Here is an 18,257-nt window from a genome sequence, read left to right as displayed (position 1 = left end):
AAGATGTCAATGATTTTTTGCAGTCTCAAGGGTGCGGGCAACGGCCGGGGGAGCCGGGCAGCGGAGGGGCCGGGCTGTCCGGGCGGGTCGGGGCGCAGCCCTCTGCGGGGAGGGGCGCATGATGCCGGGAGGCGGTGTCTTGCGGGGCGCGGGACCTAGCCGCTGATGGAGCCGAGGAAGAGCGCCCCGCCGAACAGGGCGATGGCGGAGGCGCCGCAGATGGAGAGACCGGCGTAGATCCGGTTGAACACGGCCTTGTTGGAGCCGGAGAGTTGGAGCGTGACGTTGCGGGCCGTGACCGCGAACCAGGCGAACAGGGTGGTGGTCAGCCCCATGCCCAGCGCCATGCAGACGAGGGCCAGCACGCCGGTCCAGAAGATGTTCAGACCGATGGCAAAGGCCAGGATGACCGCCGCGCCGGGGCAGGGGATCAGGCCGGTGACAAAGGAGACCGTGAGTATGGACCGGAGGTCGTCCGGCTCGTTCTCGCGCGCGCAGTCGCAACCGGGCGAGAGCAGGCCGCCCTTGAGGATGTCGCGGACGGACTTGAAGACCAGGAACAGCCCCATGAGCGCGAGCAGTCCGTAGCTGGCGGGCTGGATGGCGCGGCTGGCCTCGGCGAACCCGCCCATGCCCGAGGAGAAGAGCATGTATGCCGCGCCAACGGCCACGGCGGCGGACCCCATGTGCACGAAGGTGATGGCGTTGCCCATGATCGCTCCGGCGGCCAGGGAGCCGGGATTGGCCATGAAATAGGAGCAGACCACGGCCTTGCCGTGCCCCGGCCCCACGGCGTGGACCACGCCGTAGATGAAGGACAGCCCCAGGAAGAGCCACAGGGCGGACCCGAACGGGTTGCCCGCAAGCTCCATGCCGAAGGTGTTGAGGCGCTGGGTGAGTTCCTTCTGGGCTGAGCGGACAAAGGCCATGAGCCGTTCCACCGGGCCCGGGGAATCCACTTCCCGCATTTCGGCGGCGACCGGTTGCGGCGCTTCGCCGGGGGTGCCGGAGACGGCGACGTGGATCATGCTGGGCACGATGAACTGCCAGTAGGTGTGGTCCTTGCCGGGCCTGATGGTGTGGCTCACCTGGGCCATGCCGCCCATCTCGAAGGCAATGCCGCCGTCCACCAGCACGATGTCCGAGTAGTACTCGGGATCGAACACGCCCATGCGGAAATCCTTGAACTCCGCATAGGGCAGGATGAGGGGAACGGTGAAGTCGTAAACCAGGCGACCGTCCCGGACGGATGCCCGGAAGTCGCGGGTCTCGGTGACCGGAATCCGTTTGCCGCCGGATTCCACGAAGGTGAACCAGCCGTAGTTCTTGAGGTAGGCAAAGGCCCCTTCACGGATGGCCTCCTGTCCCTCGGGCGTGGACAGCGCTTCCGGGGTCAGCCCTATATCGCTCAGGATGGCCCGGCTGAATATCTCGTCGAACAGCCAGTTCTGGCGGATGGCCGCAAGTCCGGTGTCGTCGAACACGAAGGTCAGGGACGTGTCCACGAAGACGTGGGGATGGGCCGCCGCAGGGCCGGTCCGCAGGGCGGGCCACAGGCAGACGGCCAGGATGAGGATGCACAGGGATTTTCTCATGGGCACAGGCAGAGTGATAAAGGAGGGCGGGGCGCATGGCAAGGGTGATTCCGCGTGAGCAAACTGCGCATTCTAATGGCATCATGCCTCTTGGTCCTGTATGGTTTGCCCAAACATGAAGGTGGATCCCGGAAGACCCTATGCTCAGACTTGCCGTTTGTTTTTTGTTGACGCTATTTCTTGTCGCCGCGATTGCAGGCAGGACGGAGCTGCATATCGTGAGCCTGGCCTTGTCGCCGTATTCCTATGAACAGGACGGCAAGTTGACGGGCTTGGTCTACGATTTGGGCAACGCCCTGGCCGAGGAAGCCGGTCTGACGGCGCAAAATCGGCAGGTCCGAGTGCTGCGGGCCGTCGAGGAGATCGCCCTGGGGAGGGCGGACATGGTCCTCATGCTTCCCACCTCGGCCATCGAGAAGGTGGCCGACAATCTGGGGCCGATACTTTCCTTGGAGACCATCGCCCTGGGACGCCGCGGAGCGGACTACCGCTCCGTCGAGGGGTTGAGGGGCAGAACCGTGGCCTCGGTCCGCGGTACTCGGTACGATGAACGCATCTCGCCGGAGAACGGCATCACCATCTACCAGACGACCAACTACCTCCACAGCCTCAAGCTGCTCCTCGGCAACCGGGTGGACGCAGTGGTCGGACCCCGGTTCGGCCTGATGCACACTATCCGGGAGAACGGCCTCCCCCCGGAGCGGTTCGGCGAACCCCTTGTACTCAACGTCACCCAGGCCTGCGTGTTTCTGTCGAAGAGGGTTGACCCGGAAGTGGCCCGGCGGCTGCGGGCGGCCATGGTGCGGATGGTGCGGGAAGGCAAGGCGGAAAGGCTCTGTTTCAGCTACGATCCACAATACAGATGACAGTTTGCGCGTCTTTGTGTAGTCTTGAATGATGATTGGAAACTCCTTCGGCACGGCCGTCCCGTTTGCCTCCGGAACCTCAGATGAGTGAAGCCAAAATCAAGAGCCCCCGCCCGTTCTTCACCAGTCGGTCCATCTCCCGGGATTTGACCTTCAGCCTGGTGGCCATCGTCATGATCATCGCCACGGCCATGGGCGGTTACATCTATTGGCAGCAATCCGAGGAGACATGGGAGACTTCCGAGGAAAAGGCCGAGGACACCATCACCTCGGTGGCCGAAATCCTGGCCGTTCCCATCTGGAACCTGGACTACGACAACGCCCGGCTCATCGGTTCGGTCTACACCCATGACGACATGGTCCAGGGCATCCGCATCTACGGCTCGCGCAACGAGGTCGTCTTTGCCCACGAGAAGTTCTCCGGCACCCAGGCCGATTTCAGCAAGGTCCGCTCCATCGTCTTCGAGGGCCGCACCATCGGCCGGGCCGAGATCGATTTCACCCTGGTCCGGGAAAAGAAGCGGCTGGATGAGCAGATGCTCGTCTCCATCATCATCATCGTCGTCTCCATATCCGTCATCCTGGCCCTCACCGGCCTGCTCCTGCGCGTCTTCCTGAACAAGCCGCTCATGGTCCTGCAGTCGGGTATCGCCCGGGTGGCCAAGGGCGATTTCTCCTACGATTTCGGGGAAGTCTACCACGCCGAGTTGCTTGAGATCGCCAAGCGTTTCCGCCGCATGTCCATCGAGATCGAGGGCCGCGAGAACAAGCTCCAGGCCATGAACAAGACCCTGCAGGAGGCCGAGGAAAAATATCGCGGCATCTTCGAGAACGCCATCGAGGGCATTTTCCAGGCTACGCCCGACGGTGTGCTCCGGCGCGCCAACCCGGCCATGGCCCGCATCTTCGGCTACGACTCCCTGGACGAGTTCCTGTCCAACGTGCGTTCCCTCAACTCCCGGATCATGGTCAACCCGGACCACATGCTCGGCTTCTACGAGAAGGTGCGCACCGAGGGCGAGGTGAAGCGGTTCGAGGCCGAATACTATCGCCGGGACGGCATGACCATCTGGGGGTCCCTGAACGCGCGCGCCATCTACGACGACGAGGGGCGTTTCATTTTCGTGGAAGGCATCCTCGAGGATATTTCCGACCGCAAGAAGGCGGAGCAGGACCTGGCCGACCTCAACCGCCACCTGGAGCAGCTCGTGCGCGAGCGCACCGAGGACCTGGTCAACAAGGCGCGGGAACTGGAAGAGGCCAACCAGCGGCTGCGCGAACTGGACGAGATGAAGTCCGCCTTCCTGTCTTCGGTCTCCCACGAACTGCGGACGCCGCTGACTTCCATCCTGGGTTTTGCCAAGCTGCTTTCCAAGGAGTTCGGGAAGAACTTCCTGCCCCTGGCCGGGGATAACCAGCACCTCGTCGGCAAGGGCGTGCGCATCCGCGAGAACCTGGCCATCATCAGTCACGAGGGAGAGCGGCTGACCCGCCTGATCAACGACGTGCTCGACCTGAACAAGATCGAGTCCGGGCGCATGGGCTGGCGCGACGAACCGCTGAACATGAACGACGTCATCTCCGTGGCCGCCAATTCGGTCAGCGGCATGTTCTCCCAGACGGACGTCAGGCTGCTCACCGAGATCGAGCCCGAGCTGCCGACCATCGAGGCCGACCCGGACCGCATGCAGCAGGTGCTCATCAACCTGCTCAACAACGCGGTCAAGTTCACCGAACAGGGCAGCGTCACCCTGCGCGCCTTCCCGCGTTTCGGCCAGCTCCGCGTGGAGGTGGTGGACACCGGCACCGGCATCCACGCCGAGGACCAGTCCGATATTTTCGAGAAGTTCCACCAGACCGTCGCCGACAACACCATGGTCGACAAGCCCAAGGGCACCGGCCTGGGCCTGACCATCTGCCGCGAGATCATCGAGCACTACGGCGGCCGCATCTGGGTCGAGTCCGAGGTTGGGAAGGGCTCGACTTTTATTTTCACGCTCCCTGCTGTTTAGTAGCGCGCGGCTTGCGATAGCGGCGCATCTGCACATTTTTCGGTCTTGCCGAGTCCTCGCCGTAGCCAGGCTACGACTGCGGGTCGGCTGCGCCCGAGAAAATGCACATCTGCACCACTCTCGAAAGCCTTGAGGCTGTTGGTGCGGGGAGCGGGGTCGCTTCGCTTCCGCTCCTAGGGAAGGTGGGGTGGAGAGGGAGGGAAGATGAAAGGCAAAATGTTTGGGAAGTGAAAAGCCCCCGGCCCGGAGTGTGCCGGGCGGGGGCTTTTGATTTGATATTCTGCGAATCAGCTAGTCTTCGTACTCGTAGTCGATGTCCACGTGGATTTCCTTGCCGTAGCGGGTTTCCAGGTCGGCCAGGATGCCGCGCTTGTTGTTGAGGAGGTAGATGGCCAGCTCTTCTTCGCACAGGTGCTCCACGCGGTCTTCGCCGGGTTTGCGGATTTCGCGGTGGATGGTCTTCAGGGCCTGCATGGCCTGCCATTCCATGTTGCGGCGGATGCCGGTGCCCCTGCAGCAGGGGCAGGGCTCGGTGGAGATGGCGATGGCCGAGGACCCGAGGCGCTGGCGGACCAGCTCCATGAGGCCGAAGGAGGAGATGCGCGACACGTCGGTGCGGGCGCGGTCGTTCTTCATCTCGGCGCGCATGACCTTTTCCACCTCGCGGCAGTCCTTGGGGTTCTTCATCTCGATGAAGTCGATGACCACCTGGCCGCCGATGTCCCGCAGCCTGAGCTGGCGGGCGATCTCGCGGGCGGCTTCCACGTTGGTCTTGAGCGCCATCTTCTGGAAATTGCGTTCCCCGCCGATCTTGCCGGAGTTGATGTCCACGGCGGTCAGGGCCTCGGTGGCGTCGAAGACCAGCCTGCCGCCGGAGGGCATGGTGGCCTCGCGGGAGTATATCTCCTCCACCTGGCGAACCAGGTTGAAGCGCTCCAGCAGCGACAGGTCGGGGTCCTCGTGCAGCCGGACGAAGTTGTTCTTGCGCGGGAAGGCGAGCTTCACGAACTTGCGGATCTGCTCGAAGGTTTCCTTGTCGTCCACCCAGACCTCGGTGACGTCGGCGGTCAGGTAGTCGCGCACGGCCCGCGCGGCCAGGCCCAGCTCCTTGTAGACGATGGACGGGGCCTTTTCCTTCTGGGCGTTGGCCCGGATGTCGGTCCACAGCCGGTTCAGGTATTTGTAGTCGCGCTCGAGGGCCGCCTTGGACTGGCCCACGGCGGCGGTGCGGGCGATGAGGCCCACGCCCTCGGTGGTCTCGAAGGCTTCGAGCACCTTCTTGAGGCGGACGCGCTCCTTCTCGTCCTCGATCTTGCGGGACACGCCCATCTGGGAGCGGCCAACGGTGTAGACGAAGCTGCGTCCGGGCAGAGAAAGATAGGAGGTCAGGAACGCGCCCTTCTTGCCGGTGGGTTCCTTGACCACCTGGACCAGGACTTCCTGGCCGGGCTTGAGCACCTTCTGCATGAGCGGGTAGCGCTGGCCCTTCTTGGTGGCCGGGCTGCCCATGTAGTATTCCGGATGGACCTCGTCGATCTGGAGGAACCCGTTGCGCTCGGCCCCGTAGTTGATGAACGCGGCCTGGAGCCCGTTGTCGATGTTGTGGATGTAGCCCTTGTAGATGTTGCCCTTGGTCTTGGCCTGGTGCACCATCTCGACGTAGTACTCGTTAACCTTGCCTTCTTCGGCAATGACGACCTCTACCTGTTCTCCCGGCAGTACGGAGATGAACATCTTCTGCCGTTTCTTTTTTGCGGTCATGAAAACCTCTGGACGAGAAAAAAGTGTGTACGATCATGGCGCGGCTTCAGGCGGTCCCGTCTTCCAGGACATGCCCGGTTCCGTGGTAGTAAGTCTCGTCCCGGTCATCCCGGGCGACGATTGCACCCTCTTTCAGGAGGGCTTCCACGGCAGAGCGGACCTGTTTCGGGTCCGCGTTCAGGGCCTGTGCCAGCTGGGAAGCGGTCTGCGGCCTGCGGGCCAGGGACGCCCGGACGTGGTCCATGACCTGGTCCGTGCGTATCGCCTTCCCGCCGTGCGCGGTCCGCGTTTCAACGCGGCGTTCCCCGCTTTCGAGCGCCATGCGCCAGCGGCTTAGAACCGCCCCGTCCACGGGGCGGACCCTCTTCACGGTTCCGGGACGGGTCAGCGTGACCACATCCACCCGATCAGGGGCAAGCCGCTTGCAAAAATCCTTCAACCTGCCGAGGTTCTCGTCGCTGTCGTTGATTCCTTCGGCAAGCAAAATTTCCAAAAATATCTTTCCCTTGAATTCTCTCCTGAATTCAAGGAGCCCTTCGGCCACCGCCTCGGGCGTCACGCCCCCAAAGGGGCGGTTCACGGCCAGGAATTCATCGGTGACCAATGAATCCAGGCTGGGCAGGACCACGTCCGCCAGGCAAAGCTCCCGGCGTACCGCCGGGTCGGTCATCAGGGTGGCGTTGGTCAGCACCGCGATGTCCGTGTCCGGGAAGAGCTTCCTGGCCCCAATGATGACCTCGGCCATCTCCGAATTGAGACAGGGTTCGCCCAGCCCTCCCAGGGTGACCATGTCGGGCATTTCGAACCCTTCCGCCTTCCAGGCCGCCAACTCCTTGAGGATGTCGGCCGCCGGGACGTAGGGGCCCCGCTCCGTCGTCAGCGTCCTGGTCGCTCCCACCTCGCAGTACACGCAATCCATGGAGCAGATCCGGCCGCCGAGCAGGTCGAGTCCGAGGGAGCGGCCCAGCCGACCGCTCATGACGGGTCCGAATACATATTTATAGCCCATGTCGTGCCGCGTACCTCGATGCGAAAAGCGGGAAAATCTATGGAAGTTATTAAGGACTGGTGAACGGCTGTCAAGGAGAAGGAAAAATATGTTAGCTTGCCGGGCAGGGGAAACGGGAGGCGCATTCCGATGCGTCCGGTCCCTTTCCCTTGACTTCGACGCCCTCCCGCCGTAGGCAGAGGCGCAACATTTTTCAGGAGGCCGGATCAATGATCGAACCCGGACAGCTCATACTGCTCATCAGCCACAAAGGCAAACGATACCTGCGCAAGCTCGAAACCGGCGGCGAGGTTCACACCCACGACGGCAAGCTGCTCATGGACGAAGTGGCCGAGGCCGGTTTCGGCCAGTACGTCAAAACCCACCTCGGCAGGGCGTACCTCGTGCTCAAGCCGACCCTGCACGACCTGATCAAGGGCGTGAAGCGCCAGACCCAGATCATGTACCCCAAGGAGATCGGGTACCTGATGATGAAGCTCGGCATCGGCCCGGGCTCCACGGTCATCGAATCCGGCACCGGCTCCGGCGGCCTGACCACGGCCCTGGCCTGGTTCGTGGGCGACACGGGCAAGGTCATCACCTACGAGCGCCGTGCCGACTTTTTCAAGCTGGCGGGCAAGAACCTGGAGCGCGTCGGCCTGGCCGACCGCGTTGAGCAGGTCAACCAGAACATCGAGGACGGCTTCCTGCACTCCGGCGCGGACGCCCTGTTCCTGGACGTGCGCACCCCGTGGGAATACCTGCAGAGCATCCCTGCGGCGGTCATCCCCGGTGCCATGTGCGGCTTCCTGCTGCCCACGGTGAACCAGGTGTCCGACCTGCTGCGCGGGCTTGAGGACGGTCCGTTCGCCGACCTGGAGGTCCTGGAAATCCTGGTCCGCCGCTGGAAGCCCGTGGCCGACAGGCTGCGGCCCGAGGACCGCATGGTGGCCCACACCGGCTTCCTGGTCTTTGCCCGTTACATGGAGCCGCCCGTGGCTGCTCCCAGGGCGGAGCCCCCGGCAGAGACCGCCGTTGAATCCGCGGACCTCGTCGAACACGCCCCGCAAACGGAGACCGACGAGACGGACTCCGATCATCAGGAATAATGAACAGGCCCGTCTCCCGGCGGGCCTCATGCTGAAGATAAAGCCCCGATTGCTGCATTGCCGCAAAAAGATTTCAAGGCCGGCGGGTACACCCTGTACCCGCCGGCCTTGAAATTTCTGTGTTTTGACTCGCGCCGTCTGCGACAGCCGTCGTCTCGCGGAGGACCGCCTCTCCGGCGGGCCCGTCACTTGTCGGTTTGGGCGATGGCCTGTTTGAAGAGCCGATCCCACGTGCCGTCAGCCTTGATGGCCTTGATGGCCTCATCGATGGCCGGGACAAGGGGTGCGTGTTTCTTGTGCATGTACAGGTAGAGAAGCCGTTCATCCAGGATGGCCGGTTCCAGGTTGATGTTCCGGTACCCATGCTTGTCTATTTCGTGCCGTCCCATCGCCGGGAGGGTCAGGGCGGCGTCGATCCTGCCCGTGGAGAGCATGGCCATGCTGCTGTGGGTCGAGATGACCGTGGTCAGGCGCATCGAAACGGGTATCTTGCCCCTGGGCAGCCGCCAGCCCTTGGGAACGGCGGCGAACCTGTTGGCCAGATCGCCCCATGACTTCACGCGGGTGCCTTTCCTGGTGAATGCGACGAGTTCGGCATGCAGGATGGGTTCTTCCACCCGGATCAGGTCGGGAAATTGTTGTTCGAGTCCCGGCAGCCTGGGGCCGTCGCCGTCATTGATGCCGCTGTTGGTCAGTTGCAGTGAACGTCTGTCGGGCTGCTGGACGACCGTGATTTCCAAGCCCGTTCTTCGCCCGATTTCCGGATAGAGGGTGTCATAAAAACCGGTGCCGTTTTCGGTGGAGTAGGGGGGAATCGCCTGGGTGCTGATGACCAGTTTCCCGCCTGCGGCAGAGGGCTGCCCGAGCAACAGCAGAAAACAGACGGCAAGCAGATATTGGCGAATCAAGTGGGCCTCCAGATGAAATCAGGTGTCATATCAACCTAGGGACGGGTAGGGGGAATTGCTATTATATTTTGATCGGGTTGTTCAAGGGCACCGTCTCTCGACACCCGGTTTGCCCATAGGGTTGATCTATATGAATATTTGTTGAATTGGCCGTTGGTGGCAGGCGATGATTGCTGCGGATTCCTTGGTTTCTCTCGGTAAATCGCGACTTGATCGGTTTTACCCGTCATGTTTCTGTGGAAAAGGGGGTAAATATGAATTTTACTACCCCAAAGTCCTTGAATTTGGTATGTGAAGCGGAAAGAACTCAGGATGTCATCCGATCCAATGAATCAATTGAAACAAATGTTTGCCGATAACGAGAGGTGGTTTAAAGAACTGGTTCTCGAATTTGCGGGGTCCCCTGATGCGGAGTCCCGTTGGCCTGATTTTTATGAACGGCTGATGGCGTCGGCACCGGAATCCGACGGTCGGATGCCGCCTTCTGCGGTCGCGCTTGATGCGGCCGACCAGCCGCTGTTGGTCCTCGATAAATCCCATGCCATCGTGTGGCAGAACCGGGTCGCAGCGGACCTGCTCGGCGCGCAGGAGGGGATATTGCTTCGTGACGCGGCCCCCTGGCTTGTCGCGGAGCTTGAGAAGGAGTGCTCCCGAAAGGGCGTTGAGTCGGGTATCCGCGTCGAGGTCGTCCGGCCTGACGGGGAGCGGGAAACCCATTTTTCCGTCATCCTGTCGGCATGGGCGGAGGGTTGTGTGCTGGTGCTCAACGACATCACGCACAAGGTCAAGGCCGAGCAGCAGCTGACACGGGAACGAAACCAGTCGGCGCTGTACCTGGACGTTGTCGGGGCGATGGTCGTGGCCCTGGACGCCTCGGGCGCCGTGACCATGGCCAACCAGACCACCTGCCGGACCCTTGGGTACGGGGTGCACGAATTGATCGGCCGGAATTGGGTGGAGGCCGTGGTCCCGGAGGAGCAGCGCGACGAGGTGCTGGACTACCTCTATCTCGTGTTTTCCGGCCAGACGGAGTCGGCGGATGAATTTTTCTACTACGTCACCACCAAGGACGGCGAGGACCGGCTCGTCCAGTGGCAGCACAAGCTGCTGACCAACGAGGGCGACATGCCCATCGGCGCCCTCTGCTCGGGCATGGACGTCACCGAGCAGCGGGCCTCGGAGGAGGCCCTGGCCGAAAAGGAGCTCTGGCTCCGTTCGACGTTCGTCGCCCTGGGCGAGGCGGTGCTCATCCTGACCCCGGAATGGAAGATCATCGATGCCAACCCGGCGGCGGAGATCATATTCGGCATGACCAACGAGGAACTGGTGGACACCCCGGCGGAAACGCTGCACGTGGACGCCGTCCACAACGCGGAGTTCAAGGTCCGGTGCCGGGCCGCATTCGACGAGCGGAAACGGGTCATGTTCGAGTTCCCCATGCGCAGGCAAAGCGGGGCGGTGTTTCCGTCCGAGCAGTCGGTGTCGCTGATCATCGGCGACGACGGCCACCCCCTGGGCATCGTCAACACCATCAGGGACATCTCCTCCCGCAAGCGGGCCGAACGGGTCCTGCGGGAAAGCGAGGAAAAGTTCCGGCGCATTTTCGAATCCATCGAGGAAGGGTACATCGTCACCGACCTGGGCGGGCGAATCCAGATGGTCAACCCGGCCACGTGCCGGCTGTTCGGCTATCCCCGCGAGGAACTGGTCGGCCGGACCATGGACGAGCTGTACCTCTACAGGAAGGAGCAGCTGTTCCTGCACAAGGCCCTTGCCGGCGGAGACCCCGTCCGCGGCCTGAAGATACAGGTCGTCAGGAAGGACGGGGCCGTCATCACGGTGGACGGCAACGCCCATGTGGTCACGGACGACAACGGCGACCCCGTGGGCATGGAGGGGACCTTCCGCGACATCACCAGGCAGATCGAGGCGGAAAAGGTGCTCATGGAGCGGGAGCAGCAGTACCGGGCCTTTTTCGAGAACAACCACGCCATCATGATCCTGACCGATCCCAAGACCGGGAACGTGGTGGACGCCAACCCGGCGGCCGGCGACTTCTACGGGTATTCCCAGGAGGCGATGCGGTCCATGAACATGAGCCAGATCAATGCCCAGGACGAGGAAGAGATATTCCGGGAAATGGACATGGCCCGCGCGGAAAAGCGTGCCTACTTCATCCTCCAGCACAAACTGGCCGACAGTTCCATCCGGGACGTGGAGGTCTACTCCGGTCCGATAATGGTCCAGGGCCGCCAGTTGCTGTATTCGGTCATCCATGACGTGACCAACCGGATCAGGCTGGAAAGCGAGATGAAGACCCTGGCCACCACCGACGCCCTGACCGGGGTGGACAACCGGCACCAGTTCTTTTCCAAGGGCTCCCAGGAGCTCAGGCGGGCGTTGCGGTACAAGAAGCCGCTCACCCTGCTCATGCTCGACATCGACTACTTCAAGTCCATCAACGACACCTACGGCCATCAGGCCGGGGACGAGGTCCTGCGCCAACTGGCCCAGGCGTCGTCCTCCCTGCTCCGCGAGAGCGACATTTTCGGCAGGCTGGGCGGCGAGGAGTTTGCCGTGGTCCTGCCGGAGACCGGGCTCAGGCTCGGCATGGAGGTCGCCGAGCGGCTGCGCAAGCGGTTGTCCGAAGTCAGGGTGGATTTCGAGGGAAAGAAAATAACCTTTACGGTTTCCATCGGCGCCACCCTGGCCCGCCGAAGCGACAAGGCCATCGAGGACGTCATCAAGCGCGCCGACGAGGCCCTCTACAAGGCCAAGCGCATGGGCCGCAACCGGGTGGACCGGGCATAAGCCGCCTCGTCCGGGCCCGTCACTCCTGCCTTTCCCGGCCCGTTTCCCCTCCGGAAAAAACACCTTTTACCCCTTCTCAGTAGCCGGTTTTTCCTTGAAAAACCCTTGACGTTTTGCATGGGGTTTGGGATATGGTTCTGAGTCTTACGTGACGATTTTCACAATTTGGTCTATCTACGTTCGGGAAAAGGCGGCCGCCAGGTTTCAAGGAGCTTTTCGGCTTTCATTTTTATCGAACAATTACGAGTAATTAATGACATTTGATACAGTGTTGGCCGAACGCAAGGCCGATTTGTCCAAGGGGTGGGCGGAGCTGGTGCTCCGGACCTATCCCAAGGAAACGCAGAAAGTCTGGACCCGTCAGAAGGATCGTTTTCAGAACCCCGTGGGGGCCGCCATACTCGAGGCGACCGGGGAACTGTTCGAACTACTGATCGACTGGAAGGATGCGGAAGAAATCGCCGTCTCCCTGGACAAGCTCATTCGGATCAGGGCGGTGCAGGATTTCAGCCCGTCCCAGGCCATCGGTTTCGTCTTCCTGTTGAAGAAGCTCATTCGCGACGAGTTCTTCAAGGAAATGGAAAAGGACGGAACCCTGGCGGACCTGCTGCGTTTCGAGGCCAGGATCGACAACCTGGCCATGATGTCTTTCGACATCTATACCAAAAGTCGCGAACAAGTATTCCGGATGCGCGTTGACGAGGTCAAGCGCTCCCAGCGCAGTCTGCTCAGGCGCGCCGGAATGACAGTGGACGTTACGGTCGATAACTCGACCGATTAGGGGCGTGATTGGGGTTGGCTTCGGTGTTGAGCCGGGCATGGTCTGTTGAGGGGTAGGATGCGTGGCACGGCCACGGATTCATTTTTCGTACACACCGCCGTCTTTGCATCGGTCAACCGTCAAGCGCGCACCAAAAGTGGCAGGCCTTCCGGAGTGAGTCCCGGCGGGTCCAACCTTCAAGCGAGGTGACGGTAGATGAATGCTCTTTACTCACTTCTGTTCGTCTTTCTCCTGGTGTTGATCCCGTTGTTCGGGGTTGATGCAGCGCACATGAGGACCTTCTTCGGTGTCTGTATCCCGACAACGGCGTTCATCATCTTTTTGCTCGGCTTTGTTTACAAAGTCATCACCTGGGGCCGGAGCGCAGTGCCGTTCCGCATCCCCACAACCGGCGGCCAGTTCAAGTCCTTCGATCCGAAGTTGTTCCCCCAGAACAAGCTCGACTGTCCCCAGACCGGCGCGCAGACCTTCTTCCGCATGGTTCTCGAAGTCTTTGCGTTCCGGTCCCTGTTCAGGAACACGGCCGTGTCCCTGCACCAAGGAAAGGATCACCCGGTAGTAGCCTACAAGTCCTCCAAGTGGCTGTGGCTCTTCGCCATCACTTTCCACTATTCCTTTTTCCTGATCGCCCTGCGGCACCTGCGCCTCTTCCTCGAGCCGATTCCCTTCTTCGTGAACGGGCTCGAGTTCGTGGACGGCCTCCTGCAGATCGGCGCACCGACCCTGTACCTGACCAACGTCGGTCTGGTGCTCGGCGTGCTCCTGCTTCTGGGCCGCAGGCTGACCAACCCCAGGATCAACTACATCAGCTACGCCTCTGACTACTTCCCGCTGTTCCTGCTCCTGGCCGTCGCCCTGTCGGGCATCTACATGCGCTACTACGCCAAGGTCGACGTGATCGCGATCAAGGAACTGACCATGGGTCTGGTGACGTTCAACTACGTCGTCCCCGACGCCATCGGCGTTTCCTTCTTCGTCCATGTCTTCCTGGTCAGTTGCCTCATGGCGTACTTCCCGTTCAGCAAGCTCATGCACATGCCGGGCGTCTTCCTGTCTCCGACAAGGAACCTGCCGAACGACACGCGCGCAAAGCACCACGTGAACCCCTGGAACGATCCCAACATCAAGCCCCACGCCTACGCGGACTACGAAAAGCAATTCGGCGTCCCCATGGCCGAGGCGGGCCTGCCCCTCGACAATCCCGAGAACGGCGTCGCCCCCGAGGAAAAGGCTTAAGTCCAGGGTTCTCTCTGGTGATATCTTTATCTGAGGAGATAAGAATATGTCCGACATCCCCAAAGCTGATGAGCTCTTCAAGAGCATAGATTACAATCCGCCGACCACCGGGTGGATGGAAACCCCGGTGGACTTCTCCCCGGGCCGCTGGTGTTACCCCGCCAAGCCCGAGAAGATGGAGTACATGGAGTCCAAGCTCCCCGGTCTGTGGGGCCCCGCCCGCGAGTGGCTGCCGTCCGACGAGGACTGGAAGCTGCCTTCCAACTGGAAGGAGATCGTGGTCAACGGATTCCGCGAGAGGCTGAAGAAGTTCCGCACCCTGCAGCTGTTCATGGACATCTGCGTGCGCTGCGGCGCCTGCGCCGACAAGTGTCACTACTTCATCGGTTCCGGCGACCCCAAGAACATGCCCGTGCTCCGCGCCGAACTGATGCGTTCCGTGTACCGAGGCGAGTTCACCGTGGCGGGCAAGATCCTGTCCAAGCTGACCGGCTCCCGGGTCATGGAAGAAGATGTCCTGAAAGAATGGTTCATCTACTTCTACCAGTGCACCCAGTGCCGTCGCTGTTCCCTGTTCTGCCCCTACGGCATCGACACTGCGGAAATGACCATGATGGCCCGCGAACTGATGCATCTGGTCGGCCTGAACACCAACTGGATCATGGAGCCCGTCTCCAACTGCAACATCACCGGCAACCACCTGGGCATCCAGCCCCACGCCTTCAAGGATATCGTGGACTTCATGGTCGACGACATCGAGGAAGTGACCGGTCGCCGGGTCAAGGCCCCGCTCAACGAAAAGGGCCATGAGATCCTGTTCATCACCCCGTCCGGCGACGTGTTCGCCGACCCGGGCATCTATACGTTCATGGGCTACCTGCTCCTGTTCGACTACCTCGACCTGGACTACACCCTGTCCACCTACGCATCCGAGGGCGGCAACTTCGGCTCGTTCACCAACAACGAGACCATGAAGAAGCTCAACGCCAAGATGTACGCCGAAGCCGAGCGCCTCGGCTGCAAGTGGATTCTGGGCGGCGAGTGCGGCCACATGTGGCGCGTCGTCCATCAGTACATGGACACCATGAACGCCGAGCTGCAGCACTCCGGCATGACGACCCCCCGGTCGCCCATCACCGGAACCGTGTTCGACACCTCTGCGGCCACCAAGATGCTGCACATCACCGAGTTCACCGCCGACCTGATCAAGCACGGCAAGCTGAACCTCGACCCGAGCCGCAACGACCACCTGCGGGTCACCTTCCACGATTCCTGCAACCCGGCGCGCGGCATGGGCCTCCTGGACGAACCGCGCTACGTGCTCAAGAACGTGTGCAACAACTACTTCGAGATGCCGGAAGGCACCACCCGCGAGCAGACCTTCTGCTGCGCCGGCGGTTCCGGCCTGAACACCGACGAGATCATGGAAATCCGCCTGCGTGGCGGCCTGCCTCGCGGCAACGCCCTGCGCTACGTGCAGGAAAAGCACGGCGTCAACACCATGGCCTGCATCTGCGCCATCGACCGCGCCACCCTGATTCCGCTGGCCGACTACTGGGCGCCCGGCGTGGGCATCACCGGTACCCACGAACTGGTCGCCAACGCGTTGGTCCTCGAAGAGGGCGAAGTGCGCAAGATGGACATGCGTCAGGAATACCTCCCCGGTTTCGAGGACGAGGAAGACGACTGGACGCCCCCGAACATGGAGGATGCATAAATGAAAATGCACTACGGATTCCCGATCATCATCGGCCTGGTCATCTTCATCGGCATGCTGACCGCGCCCTTTGCGGTCGGCACCATGACCAAGGTATACAAGCAGCCCGAGCTGAAAATGCCGGTAGGAGAGAAAGAGTGCATCGAGTCCAAGGAGTTCATGCGCGAGCAGCACATGCAGCTTCTCAACGACTGGCGCGACTGGGCTCTGCGTGACGGCAAGAGGATCTATACCAACCACGCTGGCAAAGAGTTCGTCATCAGCCTGCAGAACACGTGCATGAAGTGCCACAACAACAAGGCCGACTTCTGCGACAAGTGTCACACTGATGCCGGTGTCTCTCCCTACTGCTGGGATTGCCACATTCAGCCGGAGGGTTTGAAATAATGAAGAACAACAGAAGAACCTTCATCAAGCTTGCCGGTATCGCCGCAGCCGGGTTGGCCGTGGCGCCCAAGGCGCTGGCTTCCAGCGGCGGGCATTCTCCGGTCAAGGCCAACCCCAAGGGGTTGCACGCCACGCAGTGGGCCATGGTCATCGACACCACCAAGCTGCACACCGAGGAAGAGATCGCCAAGCTGGCCGAGGCCTGCCACGCCATCCACAACGTCCCCAAGATCGAGGGGCACAAGGAAGTGAAGTGGCTGTGGTCCGATACCTACGCCCATACCTTCCCGGAGCAGGAAAACCCGCATCTGGCGGAAGAAGTCCATCATCGTGATTTCCCGCTCCTGTGCAACCACTGCGAGAACCCGCCCTGCGTGCGCGTCTGCCCGACCAAGGCGACCTACAAGCGTCCGGACGGCATCGTGGCCATGGACTACCACCGCTGCATCGGCTGCCGGTACTGCATGGCGGGTTGCCCCTACGGTTCCCGCTCCTTCAACTGGGGCGAGCCCAGGAAGAACCTGGATTTGAGCAAGCTCAATCCCGAGTTCCCCACCCGCATGCGCGGCGTGGTCGAAAAGTGCAACTTCTGCGTCGAGCGCCTGGCCGTCGGCAAGATGCCCGCCTGCGTCGAAGCGTCCGAAGGGGCCATGGTGTTCGGCGATCTCAACGATCCCGATTCCGAGGTCCGCCAGGTACTGCGTGAGAAGTTCACCATCCGCCGCAAACCGACCGCAGGCACCGAGCCCTGTGTGTACTACGTCATTTAGGAGGAATCAGAATGCTTGAACTCGCACTCAAAGGTTCCAAGAGATACTACGGCTGGATCGCCTTCCTCCTTGTGCTGATCGGCATCGGCTCCCTTGCTTATGTCAACCAGCTCATGGTGGGTCTGGAGACCACCGGCATGAATCGCGACGTGTCCTGGGGATTCTATATCTCCCAGTTCACCTACCTGGTCGGCCTGGCCGCATCCGGCGTCATGATCGTGCTGCCCAACTACTTCCACTCCTACAAGACCAACAAGCACATGGTCATCTTCGGCGAATTCATGGCAATCGCCGCATGTATCATGTGCATGCTGTTCATCGCCGTGGACGTCGGGCAGCCGACCCGCATGCTGAACGTCATGCTGCATCCCACCCCGAACTCCATCCTGTTCTGGGATATGACCGTTCTCGTCGGCTACCTGTCCCTCAACCTGTTGGTCGGCTGGACCTGCCTGCAGGCGGACCGCGCCAACCTGCCGCATCCGAAGTGGCTGAAGCCGTTCATCTACGTGTCCATCATCTGGGCCTTCTCCATCCACACCGTGACCGCGTTCCTGTACCAGGGTCTGCCCGGCCGCCACTACTGGCTGACCGCCATCCTGGCCGCCCGCTTCCTGGCAAGCGCGTTCTGCTCCGGTCCCGCCATCCTCCTGTTGGTGATGATGGTCACGGAGAAGTTCACGACCTTCAAGATGGCCAAGAACGCTCTTTCCACGCTGGTCAAGATCATCGCTTATGCAATGTGCATAAACATGTTCTTCTTCGCCCTGGAAATCTTCACCGCGTTCTACTCGAACATGCCCGGTCACATGCATCCGATCACCTTCCTGTTTGCGCATGCAGACCCCACTCTGGTGACCCTGATGTGGACCTTCCTGGCGTGTGCGGCGATCTCCATCATCCTGCTGGTGACGCCGAAGTTCCGCAACAACCTGAAGCTGCTGCCCTATACCCTGATCATCCTGGTCGTCGCCACCTGGCTCGACAAGGGTCTGGGTCTGGTCATCGGCGGTTTCACGCCCAACCCGTTCCACGCCATCACGCCTTACTGGCCCACCGGCAAGGAACTGCTGGTGTCCATGATGGTCTATGCCATCGGCGCGCTGATCGTGACCGTGCTCTTCAAGATCGCCACGAGCGTGAAGGAAGAGATGGGACACTCCCAGGGATTGCCCTGCGGATGCTCCACCGAGGACACATGCGAATGCGCCCCCGAGGAAGTCGAAGAAGCCCCTGCCGAGGCCTAAAACCGGCACCCGCTGACAGCCTAGCCACGTAACGTCACCTCGCTAGGTTCCAAGGCTGATTCAAGGGCC

General features: G+C 61.5%; 14 protein-coding genes. 10 read left to right on the top strand and 4 right to left on the bottom strand.

From position 1 onward, the window contains the following. Nucleotides 1-155: 155 nt before the first annotated feature. Nucleotides 156-1,595, bottom strand: a complete 1,440-nt coding sequence (locus tag OO730_RS07755) for a HoxN/HupN/NixA family nickel/cobalt transporter (protein WP_264984014.1) — start codon at nt 1,593-1,595, stop codon at nt 156-158. Nucleotides 1,596-1,813: 218 nt separating this feature from the next. On the opposite strand from OO730_RS07755, the gene OO730_RS07750 reads away from it, so the two are divergent. Both OO730_RS07750 and OO730_RS07745 read left to right on the top strand, forming a co-directional pair. Continuing rightward, nucleotides 1,814-2,461 carry a substrate-binding periplasmic protein gene (locus tag OO730_RS07750; protein ID WP_264984013.1) on the top strand — a complete coding sequence of 216 codons (648 nt, stop codon included), beginning with the start codon at nt 1,814-1,816 and terminating at the stop codon, nt 2,459-2,461. Nucleotides 2,462-2,544: 83 nt separating this feature from the next. Further along, complete coding sequence (locus OO730_RS07745) at nt 2,545-4,473, top strand: sensor histidine kinase (RefSeq protein ID WP_264984012.1); 1,929 nt, start codon at nt 2,545-2,547, stop codon at nt 4,471-4,473. Nucleotides 4,474-4,764: 291 nt separating this feature from the next. Here the strand turns inward: OO730_RS07745 and OO730_RS07740 are convergent, their stop codons facing one another. After that, nucleotides 4,765-6,234, bottom strand: a complete 1,470-nt coding sequence (locus OO730_RS07740; RefSeq protein WP_264984011.1) for an Rne/Rng family ribonuclease — start codon at nt 6,232-6,234, stop codon at nt 4,765-4,767. Nucleotides 6,235-6,280: 46 nt separating this feature from the next. After that, a complete protein-coding gene (locus tag OO730_RS07735; protein WP_264984010.1) occupies nt 6,281-7,243 on the bottom strand; it encodes a radical SAM protein in 963 nt (320 codons plus the stop codon). Nucleotides 7,244-7,452: 209 nt separating this feature from the next. Between OO730_RS07735 and OO730_RS07730 the strand changes: the two genes are divergently transcribed. Beyond that, nucleotides 7,453-8,331: a tRNA (adenine-N1)-methyltransferase gene (locus OO730_RS07730; protein WP_264984009.1), complete on the top strand. Its 879-nt coding sequence runs from the start codon at nt 7,453-7,455 to the stop codon at nt 8,329-8,331. 185 nt (nt 8,332-8,516) lie between these two features. Here OO730_RS07730 and OO730_RS07725 read toward each other — a convergent pair whose 3' ends face one another. Further along, nucleotides 8,517-9,239, bottom strand: a complete 723-nt coding sequence (locus tag OO730_RS07725; RefSeq protein ID WP_264984008.1) for a substrate-binding periplasmic protein — start codon at nt 9,237-9,239, stop codon at nt 8,517-8,519. 444 nt (nt 9,240-9,683) lie between these two features. On the opposite strand from OO730_RS07725, the gene OO730_RS07720 reads away from it, so the two are divergent. The 7 genes from OO730_RS07720 to dsrP all read left to right on the top strand — a co-directional run bounded on the left by OO730_RS07720 (nt 9,684) and on the right by dsrP (nt 18,188). Beyond that, complete coding sequence (locus tag OO730_RS07720) at nt 9,684-12,050, top strand: PAS domain S-box protein (protein WP_264984007.1); 2,367 nt, start codon at nt 9,684-9,686, stop codon at nt 12,048-12,050. Between the two features lie 253 nt (nt 12,051-12,303). Beyond that, a complete protein-coding gene (locus tag OO730_RS07715) occupies nt 12,304-12,831 on the top strand; it encodes an RsbRD N-terminal domain-containing protein (RefSeq protein ID WP_264984006.1) in 528 nt (175 codons plus the stop codon). 195 nt (nt 12,832-13,026) lie between these two features. Further along, nucleotides 13,027-14,067, top strand: a complete 1,041-nt coding sequence (gene dsrM / locus OO730_RS07710) for a sulfate reduction electron transfer complex DsrMKJOP subunit DsrM (protein WP_264984005.1) — start codon at nt 13,027-13,029, stop codon at nt 14,065-14,067. A 46-nt stretch (nt 14,068-14,113) separates the two neighbouring features. Beyond that, nucleotides 14,114-15,784, top strand: a complete 1,671-nt coding sequence (dsrK, locus tag OO730_RS07705) for a sulfate reduction electron transfer complex DsrMKJOP subunit DsrK (RefSeq protein ID WP_264984004.1) — start codon at nt 14,114-14,116, stop codon at nt 15,782-15,784. Then, nucleotides 15,785-16,171 (top strand): sulfate reduction electron transfer complex DsrMKJOP subunit DsrJ, encoded by a 387-nt coding sequence (dsrJ, locus tag OO730_RS07700; protein ID WP_264984003.1) that lies wholly within the window; start codon nt 15,785-15,787, stop codon nt 16,169-16,171. Continuing rightward, nucleotides 16,171-16,941, top strand: a complete 771-nt coding sequence (dsrO, locus tag OO730_RS07695; protein ID WP_264984002.1) for a sulfate reduction electron transfer complex DsrMKJOP subunit DsrO — start codon at nt 16,171-16,173, stop codon at nt 16,939-16,941. The genes dsrJ and dsrO overlap by 1 nt, the downstream gene beginning before the upstream one ends. A gap of 11 nt (nt 16,942-16,952) precedes the next feature. Continuing rightward, a complete protein-coding gene (gene dsrP / locus OO730_RS07690; RefSeq protein ID WP_264984001.1) occupies nt 16,953-18,188 on the top strand; it encodes a sulfate reduction electron transfer complex DsrMKJOP subunit DsrP in 1,236 nt (411 codons plus the stop codon). Nucleotides 18,189-18,257 lie beyond the last annotated feature (69 nt).

This window comes from Pseudodesulfovibrio portus (genome assembly GCF_026000375.1).
GTDB classification, from domain to species: Bacteria; Desulfobacterota; Desulfovibrionia; order Desulfovibrionales; family Desulfovibrionaceae; genus Pseudodesulfovibrio; species Pseudodesulfovibrio portus.
This window is presented reverse-complemented; position numbering and strand designations above follow the sequence as displayed.

Bases quoted from the DNA above. Each gene is read 5' to 3' on its own strand.
- OO730_RS07740 (WP_264984011.1), bottom strand. From the start codon at position 6,234: ATGACCGCAAAAAAGAAACGGCAGAAGATGTTCATCTCCGTACTGCCG.
- OO730_RS07720 (WP_264984007.1), top strand. From the start codon at position 9,684: ATGGCGTCGGCACCGGAATCCGACGGTCGGATGCCGCCTTCTGCGGTC.
- dsrP (WP_264984001.1), top strand. From the start codon at position 16,953: ATGCTTGAACTCGCACTCAAAGGTTCCAAGAGATACTACGGCTGGATC.
- OO730_RS07730 (WP_264984009.1), top strand. From the start codon at position 7,453: ATGATCGAACCCGGACAGCTCATACTGCTCATCAGCCACAAAGGCAAA.
- OO730_RS07715 (WP_264984006.1), top strand. From the start codon at position 12,304: ATGACATTTGATACAGTGTTGGCCGAACGCAAGGCCGATTTGTCCAAG.
- OO730_RS07735 (WP_264984010.1), bottom strand. From the start codon at position 7,243: ATGGGCTATAAATATGTATTCGGACCCGTCATGAGCGGTCGGCTGGGC.
- dsrO (WP_264984002.1), top strand. From the start codon at position 16,171: ATGAAGAACAACAGAAGAACCTTCATCAAGCTTGCCGGTATCGCCGCA.
- OO730_RS07745 (WP_264984012.1), top strand. From the start codon at position 2,545: ATGAGTGAAGCCAAAATCAAGAGCCCCCGCCCGTTCTTCACCAGTCGG.
- dsrM (WP_264984005.1), top strand. From the start codon at position 13,027: ATGAATGCTCTTTACTCACTTCTGTTCGTCTTTCTCCTGGTGTTGATC.
- dsrJ (WP_264984003.1), top strand. From the start codon at position 15,785: ATGAAAATGCACTACGGATTCCCGATCATCATCGGCCTGGTCATCTTC.
- dsrK (WP_264984004.1), top strand. From the start codon at position 14,114: ATGTCCGACATCCCCAAAGCTGATGAGCTCTTCAAGAGCATAGATTAC.
- OO730_RS07755 (WP_264984014.1), bottom strand. From the start codon at position 1,595: ATGAGAAAATCCCTGTGCATCCTCATCCTGGCCGTCTGCCTGTGGCCC.